We start from the raw sequence: 18,410 nt of genomic DNA, 5'->3' as shown, positions 1-18,410 counted from the left end.
TGTGCGGCGAACGACTTTCCGTCGCCGGACCAAAAAGAATTATTCCGCGCCCCCCAGAAGAATGACGTCGTCCCCGACCTTCACCTCCGCCCCATGGGTGACGCCGACCGCCTGAGCGAAACTTTCCGGCTCGTTGGTCCGGAACCAGCCCACGACCGTGCGACCCTCAAGGTCGGGATCGACGATCACGATCTTGCGGCTGTTGTAGCGATTGAACTCGGCGGCGGCGGCGGCGATTGTGTCGCCATCCAGAACGATCTGTCCGTCCCGCCATGACAGGGCGCGATCCATCTCCAGCGGGCGCTTGACCGGGCTGGAGGCGCCGGCCTGGTCGCTGACGAAGACCTGTTCGCCGGCCACAACCCGTCGGCGCCGTCCTCCAGCACCCTTGCCGCTCCAGACCTCCACCACCCCCTCGGTCACGCGGACTTCGGCCCCCAGCGCCTTGCGACGGACCGAAAAGGCCGTGCCGACGGCCTGAACGCGCACGTCGCCGGCGGCGACGACGAACGGGCGCGTTCGGTCCTTGGCGACCTGGAACCAGGCCTCGCCGCGATCCAGCGTCACAGCACGCTCCGCCTTCTGAAAGCGGATATCCAGCGTCGTATCGGTGTTGATCGCCGCCATCGACCCATCGGCCAGCGGCACGCGACGGATTTCCCCCACCAGGGTGCGATAACGCTGCCGCGAGAGAACGGGCGTCAGCACCACGCCGGCGGCGGCCGCAGCCGCCAATCCAAGGCCTCCGAGCAGCACGCGACGATCCGGCTTCATGGACGCAAGATCCGTCTTCACCTCGGTCGGATCGACCATCAAGGCCAGCACCGCCCTGGCCCGCCACAGGGCGCCCTGACGACGACTGTCGTTCGCAAGCCAGTCGTCCAACGCGGCCTGATCGTAAGCGTCCATCCCGCCGCCGTCCAATCGTGCGGCCCACTGCGCCGCCGCTGCGTCGATCTCGGTCGAGGTTTCCCGGCTCATGCGCGCCGCTCCCCGGTCACGCCCGCGCGGCTGTCGCCGTCCGCCTCGGCCAAACCGGCCAGCACAGCCTTGAGCCCGCGTGCAGATTCGTTCTCGACCACATTCTCCGTCACGCCCAGCTGCGCCGCGATCTCTTTCTGGGACAGGCCCATGATCCGGCGCATCTCGAAAATGCGCCGGCTGCGTTCCGGCAAGGTGGCGACGATCTTCATGACGCGTGCGAGTTCCTTTCGCCCCCCGGCGATGCGCTCGGGCGACGGCTCGTCCCACTCGATGCGCAGGGCGTCGATTTCCGTCACGGCTTCGATCCGCACGATCCGGGCGCGCCGCATCTGTTCCAATACGACCGACCGCGCCGTCTGAAAGAAATAGGCCCTCGGGCTTTCGATCTGCTCGACCGCCTTCAGGTTCGCCAGCCGGCAATAGGCCTCCTGGATGACGTCATCGACGTCATTGGACGTCACAAGCGAACGCTTCAGCCAGACGCGCACATCCTGCTCATGGGGCAGCACTTCGCGCGCCAACCAGCGCACCCTCGCCTGCTCCCCATCCCGTCCGCCTTGCGCCACGATCGCTCCCCTTCGGGAGCACGATGCGTGACCGGCGATTTTCCGTCAAAGCATAGAGCGCCGAACACTGCCCTTATCAGTCAGCGTGTGCTTGACCCTTCGCGCAGGAAGGGCGCCGCCGCCAGGACCGCCTGGCTGCGGTTGTTGACCTCCAGCTTTCGCAGGATGGCGGAGACGTGCTGCTTGACCGTGCCTTCAGTCAGACGCATCTCGCCCGCGATCTCCTTGTTCAGCTTGCCGTCGGCCAGGGCGCGCAGGACGCGCAGCTGGGCGGCGGACAGGCGGGCCACGCGGCGGTGAAAGTCCGCTGCTGCGGGACTGGCGACGATCTCGGCCGGGAAAACCTCTTCGCCGCGCAGGATGGCGCCCACGGCGTTCACCAAGGTCTCGACTGGCGCGGCCTTTGAAAGATAGGCCCGCACCCCGAAGGCGCGCGCCATCGACACCGCGTGAGCGTCCAGCCGCGCCGAGACCATGGCGAACTGGCTGTCGGGCAGGGCCTGCTGGAGGCGCAGAAGGGCGTCGAACCCTGTGGCGTCCGGCAACATCAGGTCGAGCATCACCAGCTTGATTCGTCCGCCCAGGGTGCGGGCGCAGTCCAGGGCCTCGGCCGCCGACACCACGCGCGCCACGTCGAGATGGGCGTAGGCGGCGCGGATCGAGAGCTCCAGCGCCTGGCCGACCAGCGGATGATCATCGACGATGAGGACGGTCCAGCGCATGGGCGCGCTCCATTCAGGCGAAGCTGTGGGTTGCTCCTTTCGCAAAGAAGGATTGCAGGACAGGTCTTAACCGGTCGTTAGCCAGGCCGGACTGGCCCGCCGGCCGGGCCCGCCGCGAAATCGCGCCCGAACCTATAACTTTGGTTCGATTTGGCCCGTTTTGGCGGCTTGGTTTGTGGACACCCCCGCGTTTCGGGATGATTTGGGCCTCCAACACGGCGCGAACCGCCGTCACACACACCGTTGGAGATGAAGATGAACAAGTCGCTGATCGCCGCCGCCGCCCTGGTCCTGACCGCCGTCGCCGCCCCCGCCCTGGCGCAATCCGCCTCGACCACCGGCTCCGGCTCCATCACCGTGATCCGCCCGCTGACGATCACCAAGACCGCCGACCTGAAGTTCGGCACGGTCGTGCGTCCCTCGACCGGCGCCGGCACAGTGGCGGTGAGCGCCGGCGGCGCACGCTCGGTTGCAGGCGGCGTCGTCGGCCTGACCTCCGGCGATACGCCGGCTGCCGCCGGCTTTTCGGTCGCCGGCGAAGGCGGCCAGTCGGTCTCGGTCACCATTCCCGCCACCTTCTCCATGGCCAACGGCACGGACACCCTTACGGTGACCACCAGCAACAGCCTGACGGGCTCGGCGGCCAGCCAGACGCTGTCGAACGCCCTGGGGTCGGCCGGTTCGCTGGCCTTCACCGTCGGCGGCTCGGTTCCCGTGTCCTCGACGACGACAACCGGCGCCTACACCGGCGCCTTCACCGTCTCGGCGGCCTACAACTAAGCTGATGTATCCGCTCGACATGGGCGCGCGGCGCGCAGGGCCTCTTAACGAAGGGGAAGGATTGAACCGCCATCGTTTCTCGTTCTCGTTGCGCCGTCTGGGATCGGTCATGTTGCGATACCTCCTTCCCGCCCTCGTCACGCTGGCCATGGCCGAGCCCGCCCTGGCGCAGGTCGGCGCGGACCTGAACATTTCGCCCAAGCGCGTGGTGTTCGGACCCGGCGAACGCAGCGCGACCGTCTATGTCTTCAATCAGGGCGACGAGCCGGCGAGCTATTCCGTGGAACTGGTGGATCGGGTCATGACGCCCGACGGCCAGATCGTGGCTGCAGCCGACCGGCCCGACGTCACGGTCGATTCCGCCGCCGATCTGGTTCAGTACACGCCGCGTCGCATCACGCTTCAACCGCGCGAGAGCCAAGCGATCCGCGTGCGCGCGCGGCCCGGCGGCGACGGCGAACACCGCAGCCATCTGACGGTGACGGCCCTGCCGCTCGAGGACGCAGGCTTCACCGTCGACCAGGCAGCGGCGGGTCCGGGCGACGCCGTGTCGCTGCAGGTCATCGCCCTGTTCAGCGTCAGCATTCCGGTGATCGTACGGGACGGCGCGGCCGACGCGCGCGCCGCCATCGACCGCCTGTCCCTGTCGCGCGAAGCCGACCAGACGCTTCTGTCGCTTGACCTCGTGCGGCTGGGGGCGAGTTCGGTCTATGGCGATGTGGAAATCTCGGTCGCCGACGCCGACGGTTCGCGCCTGATGACGGCCGTGCGCGGCGTCGCCGTCTACCCGGAGGTCGAGCGTCGCACGGTCGTGGCCGTCCTGCCGCAGGGCGTTCAGCCCGGCCAGACCCTGAGCGTGGCCTATCGGGACGACGACGCAGCGCAAGGCGAGGTGCTGGCGACGGCGACGCTGGTCGCACCGTGACGGCCGCCCGCACCGCGGGCGCGGCCCTGGTCGCCCTGGCCAGCTCCGCATCGGCGTGGACCGTCGCGGCCCAGGATCCGCTGGTGCGCAATCTCGTCATCGCCGCCGATCCCCAGCCGTTCAGCGCCGACGACCTGCTGTGGATGGAGGTGCTGGCGGGAGAGGTCCAGCTGACCGAGTCCATGAACGTCTACGCCTCGCGCGCAGGTGTGTTCGTTCCGCTGGGGGAGTTCTCGCGGGTGCTGGATCTGGCCGTCGGCGTGTTTCCGGCGCAGCGCCGGGCGGAAGGGTGGGTGCTGGACCCGTCGAACCGCATCCTCGTCGATCTGGCCCGCCGCCAGGCCACGGTCGGGGGTCAGGTCGTGAGCTTCGGCGCCGACCAGGCCGCCATCTACGACGGCGATCTCTATGTCCGCATGGACCTGCTGGAGCAGTTGCTGCCGGTGAAGCTGAAGGCCGATCCGAGCGCTCAGATCCTGACCTTGACCTCGACCCGTCCCCTGCCGTTCGAGCAGCGCGCCGAACGCACGCGTCGGCAGGCGTCGGCGACCGGCGCGGAGGGGGAAACGGTGGTCCGGCAGGCGACGCCCTATCGCCTGGTCAGCCCCCCGGCTTTCGACGTCAACATCGGCGGTCAGTTGACGCGGGACGGCGTCGACAACGCCGGACGCTACGACATTCGCGCCGCAGGCGACCTGCTGCGCAGCGGGTTCGAGGCCTACGTCGGGTCCGATGATGACGGCCGGATCGGCGCCGTGCGCGTCGCCCTGACACGCAAGGACCCTTATGGTCGCGCGCTAGGCCCCCTCGGCGGGACGCGCGCCAGTCTGGGCGACGTCTTCTCGCCGTCCATGCCTATCGGCGCGGCTGGCGTGACCGGGCGGGGCGTTTACTATTCCTCCGCCCCGCTGGAAAGCCTGGACCTGGCGACGCCGCTGAACCTGCGCGGCGAACTCGCGCTGGGCGAAGAGGTGGAGCTGTACGTCAATGAGGTGCTGCAGCGCGCCCAGACCTCGCCCGTCCAGGGCCGCTACGAGTTCCTGGACGTGCCGCTGGCCTTCGGACTGAACACCGTCCGGCTGGTCTTCTATGGATCGCAGGGCCAGATCCGCGAGGTGGTCCGTCGCATCAACTTCGGGGCCGGCCAGTTGGAGCCTGGACGTCTGGTCGTGCGCCTCGCCGCCCTCGAACAGGGGGTGACTGTCTTCGATGTGGGGGAGCCGGCGGGGGGCGTGGACGCCGGCGCGACGCGGTTGGTGGCCACGGCCGATTACGGCCTGACGCCCGGCGTGACGGTCAGTGCGGGTGCCGCGCGCTACAATCCCGTGGGGCGTGACGCGCGTTCGCTGGCGACGGTGGGCCTTCGCGCGTCGCTGGGACCGGTCGCCGCCCAGATCGACGTCGCGTCCGACGACCAGGGCGGACAGGGCCTTACCGCCGGCATGGCGACGCGCGCCCTGGGCGTCTCCCTGATCGGCCGGCATTCCGAATACGGCGGCGGCTTCATCGACGAGACGCGGCAGTTGGGCCTCATCGGCCAGGCGCCCCTGCGTCGCGCGACCGACCTGCGCATCGACGGCCAGGTCGTAACGCCGACCGGCATGTCGGTCCCCATGTCGCTGAACGCGCGCAGGCTGGTGCGTGCCGACGGCGCCGAACTGACCAACGCCGAGCTGCGCGCATCCGCTCCGGTCGGCCGCTATTACGCGTCAAGCAGCCTGGCCTACGAGGCCGAGCGATCCGACGGCGTGGACCAGCAGCGCTGGCTGGGCGGCGTAGACATCACCACCCTGGTGTCGGCGCGACTGCAGACTCGCGCCGGGCTGACCTACGAACTATCTCCGAACGCCGATCTGGACAGCGCCTATGGGACGGCGGACTGGCAGTTGAGCGAGACCCAGGCCCTGCGCCTGGGCGTCGTGCGGACGCTGGGGCCGCAGGCGACGACCAGCCTCCAGGCGTCGCATCTGTGGCGCGCCCCACGCTTCGACCTGGCCTTGAACGTCGCCTATGAGACCGCCCGCCAGGACTGGCGGGTCGGCCTGCAACTGGGCTTCGGCTTCGGCTACGATCCGGGCCGGGCGACCTACAGGATCACGCGCCCCGGCGTCGCCGGCGGCGGATCGGCGGCGATCAACGCCTGGATCGATGAGAACGGCGACGGCGTGCGTCAGGCCGACGAGTCCGGCGTGCCCGGCGTCGTCGCCGACACCCCCGCAGGCGGGTTCGTCACCGGACCTGACGGACGCGTCTATGCCGCCGGGTTGGGCGATGCGCCGACCGCGCTGATCCGACTGAACGCCGAAGCGGTCGACGACCCATTCCTGGTCGGCGGCGGTTCCACCCTCCAGATCGTGCCCCGCCCCGGGCGGGTCGCACGCATCGACGTTCCGATGCGGCGCAGCGCCGAGGTCGAGCTGCTGGCTCAACTGGCTTCGGACGACGGCCCGGCGCGGCCACTGGCCGCCCTGTCGATCCTGCTGGTTCCCGAGAGCGGCGGCGCCCCCGTCCCGGGCCGAAGCGACCACGCCGGGGTCGTCTTTCTCGAAAGGCTGGCGCCCGGCGCCTACGCCGTTCAACTGGATCCCGACCAGGCCCGAGCCCTCGGGGTGTCCCTGGTCGCGTCGGCGCGCGTGGTCGTGCCCGCCACGGGCGGCTTCGTGGACGGCGGCGCCTTCCAGGTGCGCATCGCGGGCGCAGGAGCGGCGGCCCAATGACGCGCCCGCTCGCCCTTCTGATTCTGCTGGCGTTCGGCGCGCTCGCCGCGCCCGGTCAGGCGCTGGCCCAAGTCACCGTGACCCGCTCGCCCGCCACGGCGCCGACCCTGGGCACGACCATTCGGGGAAGTTCGGCCACGACCTTCAGCATTTCCACCTCTGGGAGCGTGAGCCGCACCTCGGGCAACGCGATCCGGCTGAGCTCCAGCGCGGTGACGCCGACGACGATCACGGTGAATTGCGGCCTGCTCAATCTGTCGGGCCTGTGCGCGCTGCGCCATGTGCGGGTCACGATTACGCCCGCGCCGGGATCGGGTCCGGCCGCCATATCACGCCTGCGGGTCGGTTCGCTGAGCGGCGCCTCCTATCGCAGCGGCTCGGCGCCGGTTGAAGGATCGAGCCTGAGCTTCGACCTCAACCCCATAGGCCTTCTGGGTTCGGCGACGTTCCGCCTCGGCATGGACGTCGTCCTGGCCGCCAACGCCGCCAGCGGGACCTACGGCTTCGACTATGTCGTGACGGTGGAGCTTGTTCCGTGATCCGGGCTGTCGCCATCGCCGTCTTGTCCGTCTGCGTCGCGGGGCTTGTCGCCGGATCGGCCGCCGCCCAGGATTCCGCGCGCGCCAGCCTGACGGTCCAGAGGGCCCTCAGCGTCGTCGCCGTGCGCCCTATTCAGCTGTCGCCCGAACAGCGGGAAGCCACCCTGACGCTGAGCGCCGACATTCGGCCCGACGCGCCCGCCGTCATCCGCGTCACCGGCGATCCGGGGCGGGTGTATCGCATCCGCGTGCCGCAGACCCTGACCTCCCCTGAAGGCGCCGCTCTGATCGAGGACCTGCGTATCTGGAGCGACAACAGCGGCGACGTATCGACGAGCCGCGCCTCCCGTATGGACGATCAGGGCCGAGACCTGCTGCGTGTGACCGGCTTCGCTCGTTCCGCACCCGGGGACGTCGCGGGGGTCGCGACGCTGCCGCTGAGCATCGACTACGAATAGTCGGCCAGCGCCCGAAGCGTCTCGATCAGGTGGTTCACCCTTGCCAGGTCCATCGGACGACCCGCAGCGAAATCCTCATCAACGGCGATCGCTGCGGCCCCGACATCGGCGAAGCCGAACAGGCCTGCGGCCCCGGCCAAGCCATGCGCGATCCGCTCCACTTCCGCCGCCTCGCCGCCCGCCAAGGCTCCCGCAAGAGCCGTCGCCTCGATTGCGGCGCGCGCCCGAAACCGGGTCCTGAGCGGCGCCAGCGGGTCGTCCGTCACGCGGCCGCCTCGGCCAGCAGATCGCGCACCTGCCGCGCCAGCGTCATCGGGTCGAACGGCTTCACGATCACCCCGATCGCGCCGATCTGCTTCAGGCGCTCGACCTCGTCGGGCTGGACGCGCGCGGTCATGAAGATCACGGGCGTCCGATCCATCCCGTCCACTTCCCGCAGGGCCGCCAGCACGCCGGGCCCATCCAGAGACGGCATCATGACGTCCAGCAGCACCACGTCGGGCCGCGCCCCCGCCTCCATTTCCGCCAGCGCTTTCGCCCCGGAGGCGTAGCTGGCGACCGCGATGTCCGGATCCAGCTCGAACGCGAAGGCCGCCACCTCGCGAATGTCAGGCTCGTCATCGACGTGCATCAGGTTCAGCGTCATCGGCTCACTCCCTGGGGTTCGTGTTCGAAAACGTCAGCCGCCGCACCGTCCGCAGCAACTGGGTCAGCGATGCGGACGACTTGACCAGGACCGCCTCCACACGCGCGCCCAGGGCGGCGTCCATCTCCTGCGCTGAATAGACCACCACGGGGATGGCGGCCTCGCCCTCGCCCAGGTCCGGCAGCAGTTCCAGACCCGAGCCGTCCGGCAGGCCCAGGTCCAGGATCACCAGGTCGGGCCGGGATCGCGCCACGAGCGCGCGCGCGCTCGCCAAGCTGGCCGCACCCGTGATCACGGCCACGCCCGCCAGGGCTTCGGCGGTCACCTGAAGGATGTCGGGATCGTCGTCAACGTGAAGGATGTGCGGCGTCGGCCGGCCCAGCCGATCGAGAACGGAGGTGATGGCGCCGCGCAGGCGACCCTGATCGAAGGGCTTCTCCAGCCAGTCCACCACCTCCAGCGACTGTCCGCGCGCCTTGCCCCGCGCGACGTCCGCCGAGACGACCACGACCGGCGTCTCGGCGGTCTGTGGGCGACCGCGCAAGGCCCGGATCAGGCCGATGCCGTCGGCGTCCGGCAGCTGAAGATCGACCAGGATGGCGGCGAACGCCTCCTCGCGAACCGCGTTCAGGGCCGCCTCGGCGCTGGGCGCGATCCGGGCGTCGAACCCGTCCTGCGCCAGCATCAGGCGGAGCACCTCCGCCGCGTCGGGATCGTCCTCGACAATCAGCAGGCGCGGGCCATCCATCGGCGCCGTCGCCGCTTCGCCGGTCGACATCGGCAGGTCGAGGTGGAAGGTCGCTCCTTCGCCCGGCGCGGATTCGAACCACAGCCGCCCGCCATGGCGCTCGGCGATCTCGCGGGAGATGGCCAGGCCCAGGCCCGTGCCGCCCTTCTGCCGCGTGTCCGAACTGTCGGCCTGGGCGAACTTGGTGAAGATCCGTGCGCGGAACGCCTCCGGGATTCCCGGACCCTGATCCTGCACGCTGAGCCGCACGATGCGCGTCTCAGGCATGACCGAAACGTGGACGCGCCCGCCGGACGGGGAGAATTTGGCCGCGTTCGACAGCAGGTTCACCACCACCTGGACCAGCCGGTCCGCATCGCCCGTCACCGGGCCGGGCGGACCGTCCTCAAGTCGAAGCTCGACCCCCAACCCGTCGGCGTAGCCGCCGACTCCTTCCACAGACCGCGCTGCGATGTCACGCATGTCCAGCGGCTGCAGGTCCAGGCTGATCTGGCCGGACTCCAGCTTCTCGATGTCCAGGATGTCGTTGATCAGACGCACCAGGCGCTGGCTGTTGGCGTTCGCGATGCCGATCAGGCGCGCCGCCCGCTCGGAAATCTCGCCCGCCGCGCCGCCGGCCAACAGGCCCAGCGAACCCGCGATGGACGTCAACGGCGTTCGCAGCTCGTGGCTGACCGTCGAGATGAACTGCCGCTTCATCTCATCGACGCGGCGGCGCTCGGTGATGTCGCGCACCACAGCCACGACATGCAGGCCGGACGGCAGCCGCATGGGGCTGAAGGCGACGTCCACCGGAAAGGTCGAGCCGTCGCGCCGACGCGCCGTCAGTTCGCGCACCAGGCCGCCCTCCGCCTCTGCCCCTGTCTTGCGAATCCGGGCCATCAAACCCGCATCGCCTTGATCGCGGGCCTCCAGCAGCACCGCCACGTCGCGACGCCCGAGATCCTGGGCCGACCAGCCGAACATGCGTGTCGCCGCCGTATTCAGGCTCTCGACCGTGCCGCTGGGGTTCAGGGTCAGTATGGCGTCGATGGCGCTGTCGAAGATCGCTTCATGACGCGCGGCCGTGGCTTGCACCGTCGCCAGTAGGGACCGACGGGTCGTCACATAGCGAACGATCAGCCAGGCGCTTGCGGCGACCATGGCGATCAGGGCGACGAACAGCGCCGTCACCATCGCCTCCGTGGTTCGTGAGCGCGCCTCCGCCCGCGCCGTCAGCGCCGACAGCCGCCCCGCATCGACAGCGCTCATGCGGTCGATCACCGACCGGATTCGGTCCATCGCCGCCTTGCCCTCGCCGCTGGACACCGCCGCGAGGCCGGCCTCGCGGCCCTCGGCGTCGCGGGCGGCCAAGGCCTCGCGCATCACCGCAAGCTTGTCCACGATCAGGGCTTCAAGCGCCGCTATGTTGGCGATTTGGGTCTCATCACCCGCATAGGCCCGCCGGAGCCGGGGGATTTCTCTTTGAAGCGCGGCGGTTGCGTTCTCGTAGGGCTGGAGAAAATCAGGTTCGCCGCTGATGATGTAGCCGCGCTGCCCGGTTTCCGCGTCCTGCATGAGCGAGAAAACCGTCTGCAACTCCCGCCGCGCCTGATGGGACTGCTCGGTCTGCACACGCAGTTCTCGGACGCGATCAAACTCATGCCGCAGCTCGATTCCCGCCAACAGCAGCGCGCAAACGACGCCTGCGGCCCCGACATAGAGCCAAGATTGCTTGTTTCCCGTACTGAACTTGTTCATCGCCGCTCCGCCTCACATGCCCATGCAATCAGAGTTCGCACGCGATCGAAAGCGGAACTGGCTGGGGAGGGGGAAACCATCCCCAAATGGACTACAGCTAACGCGCTTAGTATCGCGAGTGTGCGCGCAGAACCCGATGTCCATCGTTCGAACACCTCTTGTCCGACTCTTGACGGGTCTGGCTGACTGTACAATGCCGCTCGCCCGAACGCGCTAAGCGCCCGCGCCTCTCGTCTCCCAGCAGCGCACGGTCAAGTCTTCAGGATGGAGCGACGCGGGGGCAACGACACGGACGACGCGCCTCTGCCCACGTCCAAGGTCGAAATAGTTGTCGCTGAACCAGAGGTCGGTTCGGGTCGACAGCAGATGGACGAACGGCAGATAGGCGTCGGCCCTGATCGTGACGCGCAGTTCCACATCGCTGATCCGTTCGACCTGCGTGCTGGGTCGAGCGTCGGCGACCCGTTTCATCCGGGCGATGGGAGCGCCAAACAGCCGGTTCTCGGCAAACGCATCCGTTCGGGACCGGACCCGCAGGACGTGCCCCGGATCCTGCGGTCTTGGTCCGCTCCAGGGCTGGACATGCCCCCGGGGACCGACTTCGTAGCTCAACGGCTCAGACCAGACCGTCCCTCCCGCGATATCTTCCATTTCGACGACGACCTCGCCTTTGGAGGCCTCTGGAAGATCGTTCGTGATCCACAGTACAGCCTCGTCGTCGCGGATCTCGAACGACGCCAGCACGGGCGCAAAGGCCCGGCGGACGGCGTAATAGGCCGCCTTCTCCACCCCGTCGTAATCGACCAGGCTCCAGCTGACGCAGGGCCAGCAGTCGTTGAACTGCCAGATCAGCGCCCCCGAGCAGTGGGGGCGACGGCGCCGGAAATGCTCGATCCCGAACTTCAGGCCCTCCGCCTGGGTCCATTGGGTGAAGTCGATATAGTCCTGCATCGTTGTCGGCAGGCCCGTCACGGGTCCGACCATGGCCAGGGCCTTGCGCGCCTCGTCCTTGATCCGCTGCTGAAACCCTTCGCTCTCCGGCTCCAGATCAGCGGGATCCATCCACCTCTGAAGCGTGGCCAGGCCCGGCGCCGCCTGGATGCCGAACTCGCTGATGAACCGGCCTTTATCCTCGGCGTAGCGTTCGTATCCGATCTTTTCGGGCGAAAAGCCGAACGGCTCGGTCATTTGGTCGTCGGGGATCGGCGGGATGCCGTGCCAGACGGTCCAGTCGTGGACATCGCCCGCCTTCGTGCTGTTGGGATTGGGGCCGCCCCAAGGGCTGCTCGGCCAATAGGGAGTCGTCGGATCCAGCTGCGCCAGCAGCCCCGGGATCACCGCATCGTAGAGAACCGCGCCGGCCAGGGGCGCGTCTTCACCGGACACATCGGCGTGGATGCGGTGTATGCCCTGGTTCTCGTTGTTGCCGCACCACAGCGCCGTGCTGGCGTGGTTGCGCAGCCGGCGCACCTGTTCGTCGACCTCTCGCCCCACCGAGGCGACGAAGGCCGCGTCCTCCGGATAGGGCGCGCAGGCGAACATGAAGTCCTGCCACACCAGAACACCCTTTTCGTCGCACAGGTGGTGGAACAGGTCAGGCTCATAGACGCCGCCGCCCCAGACCCGGATCATGTTCATATTGGCGTCGACGGCCTGGGCGATCAGGCGGCGATAGGCCGCCTCATCGACGTCGGCCACGAAGGACGTGGGAGGCGCCCAGCAGGCGCCCTTGGCGAAGATCGGCCGGCCGTTCAGGACGAAGCGGAAGAAGGTCGCGCCGGGCTCGTCCAGATCGGGCGACTGGTCCAGCGTGATCGTGCGCAACCCGACCCGTTGTTCGACGGCGTCCAGCAACTGGTCTCCGTCCCTCAATCGAACCGCCAGCGTGTAGAGAGGCTGTGCGCCCTGATCGGCCGTCCACCACAGACGGGGGCGATCAAGGGCGACCTCCACGGGGTTTCCTGCCGGCCCGACATGGTCGAACACGACGACACCCTCCGGATCGGTCAGGCGGATGTCCACGGCCAGCCCCGCAGCCGCCTCGCTCAGTTCGACTTCGACCACAGCCTCCGCACGAGAGTCATCGGCGCGTGTCGTGGCGAAACGGACGCCGTCGATGCGGGCGCGTGACCGCACCTCGATCCCCACCGCCCTCCAGACGCCGACGGTCGGCAGGTCCGGCCCCCAGTCCCATCCCCAGCCGAACTGGGCCTTGCGCATCAGATTGCGCTGCGAGCCGCTGATCCGGTCCGTGAACGAACTCCACCCCGGCAAGGCCGGCCTGTTGATCGCGTTCGCCGTGGGGTCGAAACGGACGGCCAGCTGGTTTTTCGCGCCCGGTGTCACGCGGCCGGACAGGTCGTATCGCCAGCTATGGAACATATTGTCGGTCCGGCCCAGGGAGACCCCGTCCAGAAAGACCTCGGCAAAGGTGTCCAGCCCTTCGAACACCAGGGCGATCGTCTGCGCCGCCGCGGTCCAGTCGGGCGCCGTAAAGGCGGTGCGCCACCACCATTCGCGATCCCGCACCCAGCCGGCGTTGGCTTCGTTCCGTTTCTCGAAAGGGTGTTTCAGACGGTCGACGGCGATCAGCGCCTGATAGATGTCGCCGGGTGCCGCGATATCCATCCATCCGGCGGCCGACTCGGGCGGTTCGCCCGCGCCGGGATCGACGTCGTGAACCTGCCAGCGATCCAGTGAGATCCTCACCGTCATCGCGCCTGCTCGACCTCGGCGATGAACCGCTCGACCTCAGCGTTGGCCCGTTCGCCGTCGGCGACGAAATAGTTGTGACCGGCCTTGTCAAAGGTCACCAATCGGGCGTGCGGCAGCATGCCCGCCAGGCGTTCGCCCTGCGCATAGGGCACGGTCAGGTCCTGGACGCCGTGCAACACCAGCACCGGCTTGGTCACGGCGTGAACCTCGGCCGGATCGACCGAATAGTCCGAAATGGCGACGGCCTGAGCCCAGACGCCGCGACGGCGGAACGGATCCTTGGCCAGCATCGCCTGATCGCGCGCGATCCTCTCCGGTGGCGCCGCATCGCCATAGCCGTCGTTGGGCTTCTTGGGCGTCAACGCGTTCAGGATCGGCGTCGGCAGGTGGTAGACCAGCCAATGAAGCCAGGTGCGCTTCGTCGTCAGGTCCGGCGTCTTGGCCATGGTGCAGCCGAGGATCAGCGAACGGACACGGTCCGGATGACGGATGGCGAGTTCCAGCGCGATGCCACCGCCCATGGAGACGCCATAGACATGCGCATCCTTGACGCCCGCAGCGTCCAGCACGGCCAAGGCGTCTTCGGCCATTTCGTGGACCGATGTGCGACGGCGCGCGCCGCTCGCGCCTGTGCCCTGATTGTCGAAGGCGATCAGGCGATAGCGGTCGCCCAGGGCTTCAAACACCGGGTACCACATGCGCGCGCTGTAGCGGTGTCCCATGATCAGCAGGATCGGCACGCCGCGTCCCTGATCGCTCCAGGCGATGTCCACACCCCCGCGGTTCAAAACCGACATCGGGCCTTCTCCCATGTTCTCGCGGCTCTGGTTGACGGCCGCTTCGCGCCGACTGTCTCCCCGACGATCGCGCCCGTCAAGATGTTCACTCGGATTGAATGAATGTTGACGCCGCTTGAAATCGGTGAGAGCTATTCGGTCATGGCGACGCAGATCGCCGGGAAACGCAAAAGAGGGAGGCGTCCATGGCCAAGAGGCTCTGGATCACGACATCCGCCGTCGCACTGCTCGGGTGCGGCGCGTCTCAGGCCCTGGCGCAGGAGGCGTCCGCGCCTTCCGACCAGGCCTCGCAACTGGAAGAGGTCGTCGTCACGGCGGAGCGCCGGACGACCAATCTCCAGACCACGGCCGTCGCCGCCGCCGTACTGAGCGGGCAGCAGTTGCAGGATCGAGGGGTCAGCAACATCGAGACCCTGCAGTTCTCCATGCCGTCGGTGACGGTTCAGAACTCCGGCCAGGGCAACAGTTTCAACATCCGCGGCATCGGCAAGACCGAAAACAATTCGTCGGTCGGCGTCGGCGTGATCACCTATCGCGACGGCGTGGCGGTCTTCCCCGCCTATTTCCAGAACGAGCCCTTCTTCGACATTCAGAGCGTCGAGGTTCTGCGCGGTCCGCAAGGCACCTTCGCGGGCCAGAACGCCACAGGCGGCGCGGTTTTCATCACAGAACAAAATCCGGACTTCGATGGGGTCGGCGGCTATGTGACGGCCCAATACGGCAACTACGACGACGTCCGGCTTCAGGGCGCGATCAACCTTCCGCTGGGCGAGACCCTGGCCGCGCGCCTGGCCTTCAACAGCGAGAACCGCGACAGTTTCTACGACGTCCAGGGCACGCCGACGCGCGGCGAGCCGGGCGTGCTGGATTCCAAGAGCGTGCGCGGCAGCCTGCTGTGGACGCCCAACGATCGGCTGCGCGTCCTGCTGAAGTCCGACTACAGCCTGATCGACATGGACGGCTATCCGGCCAGTCCGATCTTCTCGCCCCTGCCGCTCCACACCATCGCCACCAATGGTCCCTCGTCCGCCAGGGACGAGACGGCGCGGACGGTGCTGAACATCAGCTATGAGTTCGCCAACGGCGTGACCCTGCGTTCGGTCTCGGGCGCCCAGTACGGGACCACCCTCGTGCGCTCCGACCTGGACGGCACAGCAGCCCTGCCCTTCACCTTCTACGACGAGGTCGAGCAGCGGCTGCTGTCGCAGGAGTTCACCCTGGTCTCTCCGGACACCGGCCGCCTGAACTGGGTGCTGGGCGCCTATTATCAAGACGACCTGATCACCTTCCCGCCCGGCCAGTTCGTCACGACCCAATATGTGTCGGCCAGCTTGCCGATCCTCTATGACACCTTCCTGGAGGGGCGGAATCCCAAGACCACCGTCGCGGGCTTCGGCCAGATCACCTACGACCTGACCGACGCGCTGGAGCTGCAGATCGGCGGCCGCTACACCCACTCCACGGTGGAGAACCAAGCAATCGCCTCGGCGCCGCTGCTGGGCCTCAGCCTGACGCAGGACGACCGTTACGAGGAAGACGCCGCGACCGGCAAGATCGCCCTGAACTGGACGTTGGACGACGACAACTTCCTCTACGCCTTCGTCGCGCAGGGGCATAAGGCCGGCGGCCTTAACGGCCCGAACCTGGCCTTCGTCCCGCCCAAGGCCTTTGACGGCGAGGACGTCACCGACTTCGAACTGGGGTGGAAATCGACCCTGTTCGACGGGCGCGTGCGCACCCAGCTGGGCGGCTACTACAACCTGTATCAGAACTTCCAGATCAATATCGGCGACCCGACGGTGCCGTCGATCACCTCGGTCCTGAACGTGACGGGCGACACCAAGCTCTATGGCCTGGAAGCCTCGGCCCAGGGACGGTTCGGAAACCTAGGCTTCGACGCCGGCCTGTCGGTCTCGCATTCGGAACTGGGCGACTTCTACGCCGCCGATCCGCGCCTGCCGCGGACTGGAACGTGCGACCAGGACAACGGCCCCGCCACCGCCAACTGCGTGAACCTGGCCGGCAACGCCCAGACCTATGCGCCCGAACTGACGGTCAACCTCGGCGTCGAATACGACTTCGCCTTGGGGGGCGGGACCCTGACGCCGCGCCTCGATTACAGCCACATCTCCGAGACCTGGGCGAGCGTCTTCGCCAATGAGGCGCTGGGCGACCGGCTGGAGGAACGCGACATCGTCAACGCCCAGCTGACCTACGCCACGGACGACTGGAAACTCCAAGCCTACGCCACCAACCTGGGCGATCTCGAATACATCGCCGCGGTCAAGTCGGGCCTGCGCTACGCCGGCGCGCCCCGTCAGTACGGCGTGCGCCTGACGCGATCCTTCTGAGCCTATCGGGGGCGGAGCCGACCAGGCCCCGCCCCCGCCCTCTTACTGACGTCGAGACCTGCCGATGACGGCCCAATCGCCTGCCCTTTCTCCGCGCCCCGAAGCCCTGACGGGCCCCTCATCGGCGGTCGCCGCCATGCGCGACGGCATGCAGGCCTACGCCCTCACCGTCGACAAATTCCTCACCCATGCGGCGCGGTGGTTCCCGGACATCGAGGTCGTCTCCTGCGATGTCGAGGGCGAGACCAGCCGCATGGGATACGCCGAGGTCGAGACGCGCAGTCGCCGGCTTTCCGGCGCCCTTCTAGACCTGGGCCTAAGACCCGGCGACGTGGTGGCGACCCTGGCGTGGAACACTCGTCCCCACCTGGAGATCTGGTACGCCGTCATGGGCGTCGGCATGGCCTGCCATACGCTCAATCCCCGCCTACCCGCCGCCCAGCTGGCCTCCATGGTCCAGCAGTCCGGCGCGACGGTCCTGGCCTTCGGCGCCGGTTTGTCTCCCCTGGCCGACGACATCGCCGCCCTCCATCCCGGCCTCCGGCTGATCGCGCTGGACGAACCAGCGCCCACGCCCACGGTCCTCGAGGTGGAGGATCTGATTCGTAGCGGCCGCGCCGTCGAATGGGGCGAGTTCGACGAGACGACGCCCGCCGGCGTCTGTTTCACCTCCGGCACCACCGGCGCGCCAAAGGGCGTGGTCTATACGCACCGCTCCAACTATCTGGTCACCCTGCGCTCGGTGATGGCCGACGCCCTGGGCCTGACGCGCAGCGACGCCGTCCTGGTCGCCGTGCCGATGTTCCACGCCAATGCCTGGGGCTTTCCCTTCTCGGCCCCGGCGACCGGGGCGAAACTGGTCCTGCCCGGCCGCGTCACCGATGGCGCCCGACTGGCCCGCTTGATCCGCGAGGAGGGCGTCACCCTGACCGCCGGCGTTCCCACCGTCTGGCTGGGTCTGGTGGAGCACGTCGAAGCGAACGGCGAAGGCCTGCCCACGCTGCGGCGTATCGTTCTGGGGGGAGCGGGCTGCCCGCCCAGCCTGATGAGCCGCCTTGAGCGGGTGCTCGACGTTCGTGTCCAGACCAGCTGGGGCATGACCGAACTGTCGCCGACTGGCACCCTTTCCGCGCCCGGCGAGACGGCGCAGGCCTCCGGCTACCCCTCCATCGGCCTGGATCTGCGGCTGACCGACGCTTCGGGCGACGTCCTACCCCGGCAACGGGGCGCGCCCGGCCACCTGAAGGTTCGAGGGGCCAGCGTCGTCAATCGCTACCTCGGCGCCGACGCCCCCGCCGTCGATGCCGAGGGCTGGTTCGACACCGGCGACCTGGCCGTCATCGACGACGCCGGCGCCCTGACTATCACCGGCCGCGCCAAGGATCTGATCAAGTCCGGCGGCGAATGGATCAATCCTGCCGAGATCGAGCAAATCGTGGGCGCCCTGGACGCGGTCAGCCAGGCCGCTGTGATCGCCCGCCCCGATCCGAAATGGGGCGAGCGCCCTGTCCTCGTGGTCGAGACCCGCCATCCCATCGACGACGATCGCCTGCGCGCAGCGCTGAAGGGCCGCGTCGCCGACTGGTGGATTCCCGACCGGATCGAACGGGTCGACGCCATGCCGCTCGCCCCGACCGGCAAGATCGACAAGCCGCGCCTGCGCGCCGCCTTCGGAGCGATCTGAATGGCCGCTTTGAAGATCAACGCCCGGGGTCGATCTTC

General features: G+C 68.3%; 15 protein-coding genes. 7 read left to right on the top strand and 8 right to left on the bottom strand.

What is annotated here, in order from left to right; all coding sequences use genetic code 11:
• Nucleotides 1–39: 39 nt before the first annotated feature.
• The 3 genes from ACODSC_RS03380 to ACODSC_RS03370 all read right to left on the bottom strand — a co-directional run bounded on the left by ACODSC_RS03380 (nt 40) and on the right by ACODSC_RS03370 (nt 2,272).
• Nucleotides 40–981, bottom strand: coding sequence for a FecR family protein (locus ACODSC_RS03380; RefSeq protein WP_488811780.1), 942 nt, complete (start codon nt 979–981; stop codon nt 40–42).
• Nucleotides 978–1,550, bottom strand: a complete 573-nt coding sequence (locus tag ACODSC_RS03375; protein WP_488811778.1) for an RNA polymerase sigma factor — start codon at nt 1,548–1,550, stop codon at nt 978–980. The genes ACODSC_RS03380 and ACODSC_RS03375 overlap by 4 nt, the downstream gene beginning before the upstream one ends.
• Before the next feature lie 80 nt (nt 1,551–1,630).
• On the bottom strand, nt 1,631–2,272 hold the full coding sequence (locus tag ACODSC_RS03370) for a LuxR C-terminal-related transcriptional regulator (protein ID WP_488811776.1): 642 nt from the start codon (nt 2,270–2,272) through the stop codon (nt 1,631–1,633).
• A 255-nt stretch (nt 2,273–2,527) separates the two neighbouring features.
• Here ACODSC_RS03370 and ACODSC_RS03365 point away from each other — a divergent pair, with 255 nt between their 5' ends.
• The 5 genes from ACODSC_RS03365 (at nt 2,528) to ACODSC_RS03345 (ending at nt 7,691) form a co-directional block, all read left to right on the top strand.
• Nucleotides 2,528–3,052, top strand: a complete 525-nt coding sequence (locus tag ACODSC_RS03365; protein ID WP_488811774.1) for a DUF4402 domain-containing protein — start codon at nt 2,528–2,530, stop codon at nt 3,050–3,052.
• Nucleotides 3,053–3,161: 109 nt separating this feature from the next.
• Complete coding sequence (locus tag ACODSC_RS03360; RefSeq protein ID WP_488811772.1) at nt 3,162–3,977, top strand: fimbrial biogenesis chaperone; 816 nt, start codon at nt 3,162–3,164, stop codon at nt 3,975–3,977.
• Nucleotides 3,974–6,694, top strand: coding sequence for a hypothetical protein (locus ACODSC_RS03355; protein ID WP_488811770.1), 2,721 nt, complete (start codon nt 3,974–3,976; stop codon nt 6,692–6,694). The genes ACODSC_RS03360 and ACODSC_RS03355 overlap by 4 nt, the downstream gene beginning before the upstream one ends.
• The gene (locus ACODSC_RS03350; protein ID WP_488811768.1) at nt 6,691–7,233 is read left to right on the top strand and encodes a hypothetical protein; all 543 of its coding nucleotides are present in this window, start codon (nt 6,691–6,693) and stop codon (nt 7,231–7,233) included. Before ACODSC_RS03355 ends, ACODSC_RS03350 begins: the two co-directional genes overlap by 4 nt.
• A complete protein-coding gene (locus ACODSC_RS03345) occupies nt 7,230–7,691 on the top strand; it encodes a hypothetical protein (protein WP_488811766.1) in 462 nt (153 codons plus the stop codon). Before ACODSC_RS03350 ends, ACODSC_RS03345 begins: the two co-directional genes overlap by 4 nt.
• On the opposite strand, the gene ACODSC_RS03340 is transcribed toward ACODSC_RS03345, so the two are convergent.
• The 5 genes from ACODSC_RS03340 to ACODSC_RS03320 form a co-directional block, all read right to left on the bottom strand.
• Nucleotides 7,682–7,957 carry an Hpt domain-containing protein gene (locus ACODSC_RS03340; protein ID WP_488811764.1) on the bottom strand — a complete coding sequence of 92 codons (276 nt, stop codon included), beginning with the start codon at nt 7,955–7,957 and terminating at the stop codon, nt 7,682–7,684. The two genes, ACODSC_RS03345 and ACODSC_RS03340, sit on opposite strands and share 10 nt — an antisense overlap.
• Nucleotides 7,954–8,337, bottom strand: a complete 384-nt coding sequence (locus tag ACODSC_RS03335; RefSeq protein WP_488811762.1) for a response regulator — start codon at nt 8,335–8,337, stop codon at nt 7,954–7,956. Before ACODSC_RS03335 ends, ACODSC_RS03340 begins: the two co-directional genes overlap by 4 nt.
• A gap of 4 nt (nt 8,338–8,341) precedes the next feature.
• Nucleotides 8,342–10,825, bottom strand: coding sequence for a response regulator (locus tag ACODSC_RS03330; protein ID WP_488811760.1), 2,484 nt, complete (start codon nt 10,823–10,825; stop codon nt 8,342–8,344).
• 213 nt (nt 10,826–11,038) lie between these two features.
• Complete coding sequence (locus ACODSC_RS03325) at nt 11,039–13,534, bottom strand: glycoside hydrolase family 2 protein (RefSeq protein WP_488811758.1); 2,496 nt, start codon at nt 13,532–13,534, stop codon at nt 11,039–11,041.
• A 2-nt stretch (nt 13,535–13,536) separates the two neighbouring features.
• Complete coding sequence (locus ACODSC_RS03320) at nt 13,537–14,337, bottom strand: alpha/beta fold hydrolase (protein ID WP_488811756.1); 801 nt, start codon at nt 14,335–14,337, stop codon at nt 13,537–13,539.
• A 185-nt stretch (nt 14,338–14,522) separates the two neighbouring features.
• Here ACODSC_RS03320 and ACODSC_RS03315 point away from each other — a divergent pair, with 185 nt between their 5' ends.
• Nucleotides 14,523–16,688, top strand: a complete 2,166-nt coding sequence (locus tag ACODSC_RS03315) for a TonB-dependent receptor (RefSeq protein WP_488811754.1) — start codon at nt 14,523–14,525, stop codon at nt 16,686–16,688.
• 64 nt (nt 16,689–16,752) lie between these two features.
• Complete coding sequence (locus ACODSC_RS03310; protein ID WP_488811753.1) at nt 16,753–18,372, top strand: AMP-binding protein; 1,620 nt, start codon at nt 16,753–16,755, stop codon at nt 18,370–18,372.
• Nucleotides 18,373–18,410 lie beyond the last annotated feature (38 nt).

The organism is Brevundimonas sp. FG128 (assembly GCF_057809775.1).
Note: the sequence above shows the minus strand (reverse complement) of the source record. Positions and strands in the feature narration are given on the sequence as shown.

Excerpts from the sequence above, each read along its gene's own strand:
- ACODSC_RS03330 (WP_488811760.1), bottom strand. The coding sequence starts at position 10,825 with ATGAACAAGTTCAGTACGGGAAACAAGCAATCTTGGCTCTATGTCGGG.
- ACODSC_RS03370 (WP_488811776.1), bottom strand. The coding sequence starts at position 2,272 with ATGCGCTGGACCGTCCTCATCGTCGATGATCATCCGCTGGTCGGCCAG.
- ACODSC_RS03335 (WP_488811762.1), bottom strand. The coding sequence starts at position 8,337 with ATGACGCTGAACCTGATGCACGTCGATGACGAGCCTGACATTCGCGAG.
- ACODSC_RS03360 (WP_488811772.1), top strand. The coding sequence starts at position 3,162 with ATGTTGCGATACCTCCTTCCCGCCCTCGTCACGCTGGCCATGGCCGAG.
- ACODSC_RS03320 (WP_488811756.1), bottom strand. The coding sequence starts at position 14,337 with ATGTCGGTTTTGAACCGCGGGGGTGTGGACATCGCCTGGAGCGATCAG.
- ACODSC_RS03315 (WP_488811754.1), top strand. The coding sequence starts at position 14,523 with ATGGCCAAGAGGCTCTGGATCACGACATCCGCCGTCGCACTGCTCGGG.
- ACODSC_RS03380 (WP_488811780.1), bottom strand. The coding sequence starts at position 981 with ATGAGCCGGGAAACCTCGACCGAGATCGACGCAGCGGCGGCGCAGTGG.
- ACODSC_RS03310 (WP_488811753.1), top strand. The coding sequence starts at position 16,753 with ATGACGGCCCAATCGCCTGCCCTTTCTCCGCGCCCCGAAGCCCTGACG.
- ACODSC_RS03350 (WP_488811768.1), top strand. The coding sequence starts at position 6,691 with ATGACGCGCCCGCTCGCCCTTCTGATTCTGCTGGCGTTCGGCGCGCTC.
- ACODSC_RS03365 (WP_488811774.1), top strand. The coding sequence starts at position 2,528 with ATGAACAAGTCGCTGATCGCCGCCGCCGCCCTGGTCCTGACCGCCGTC.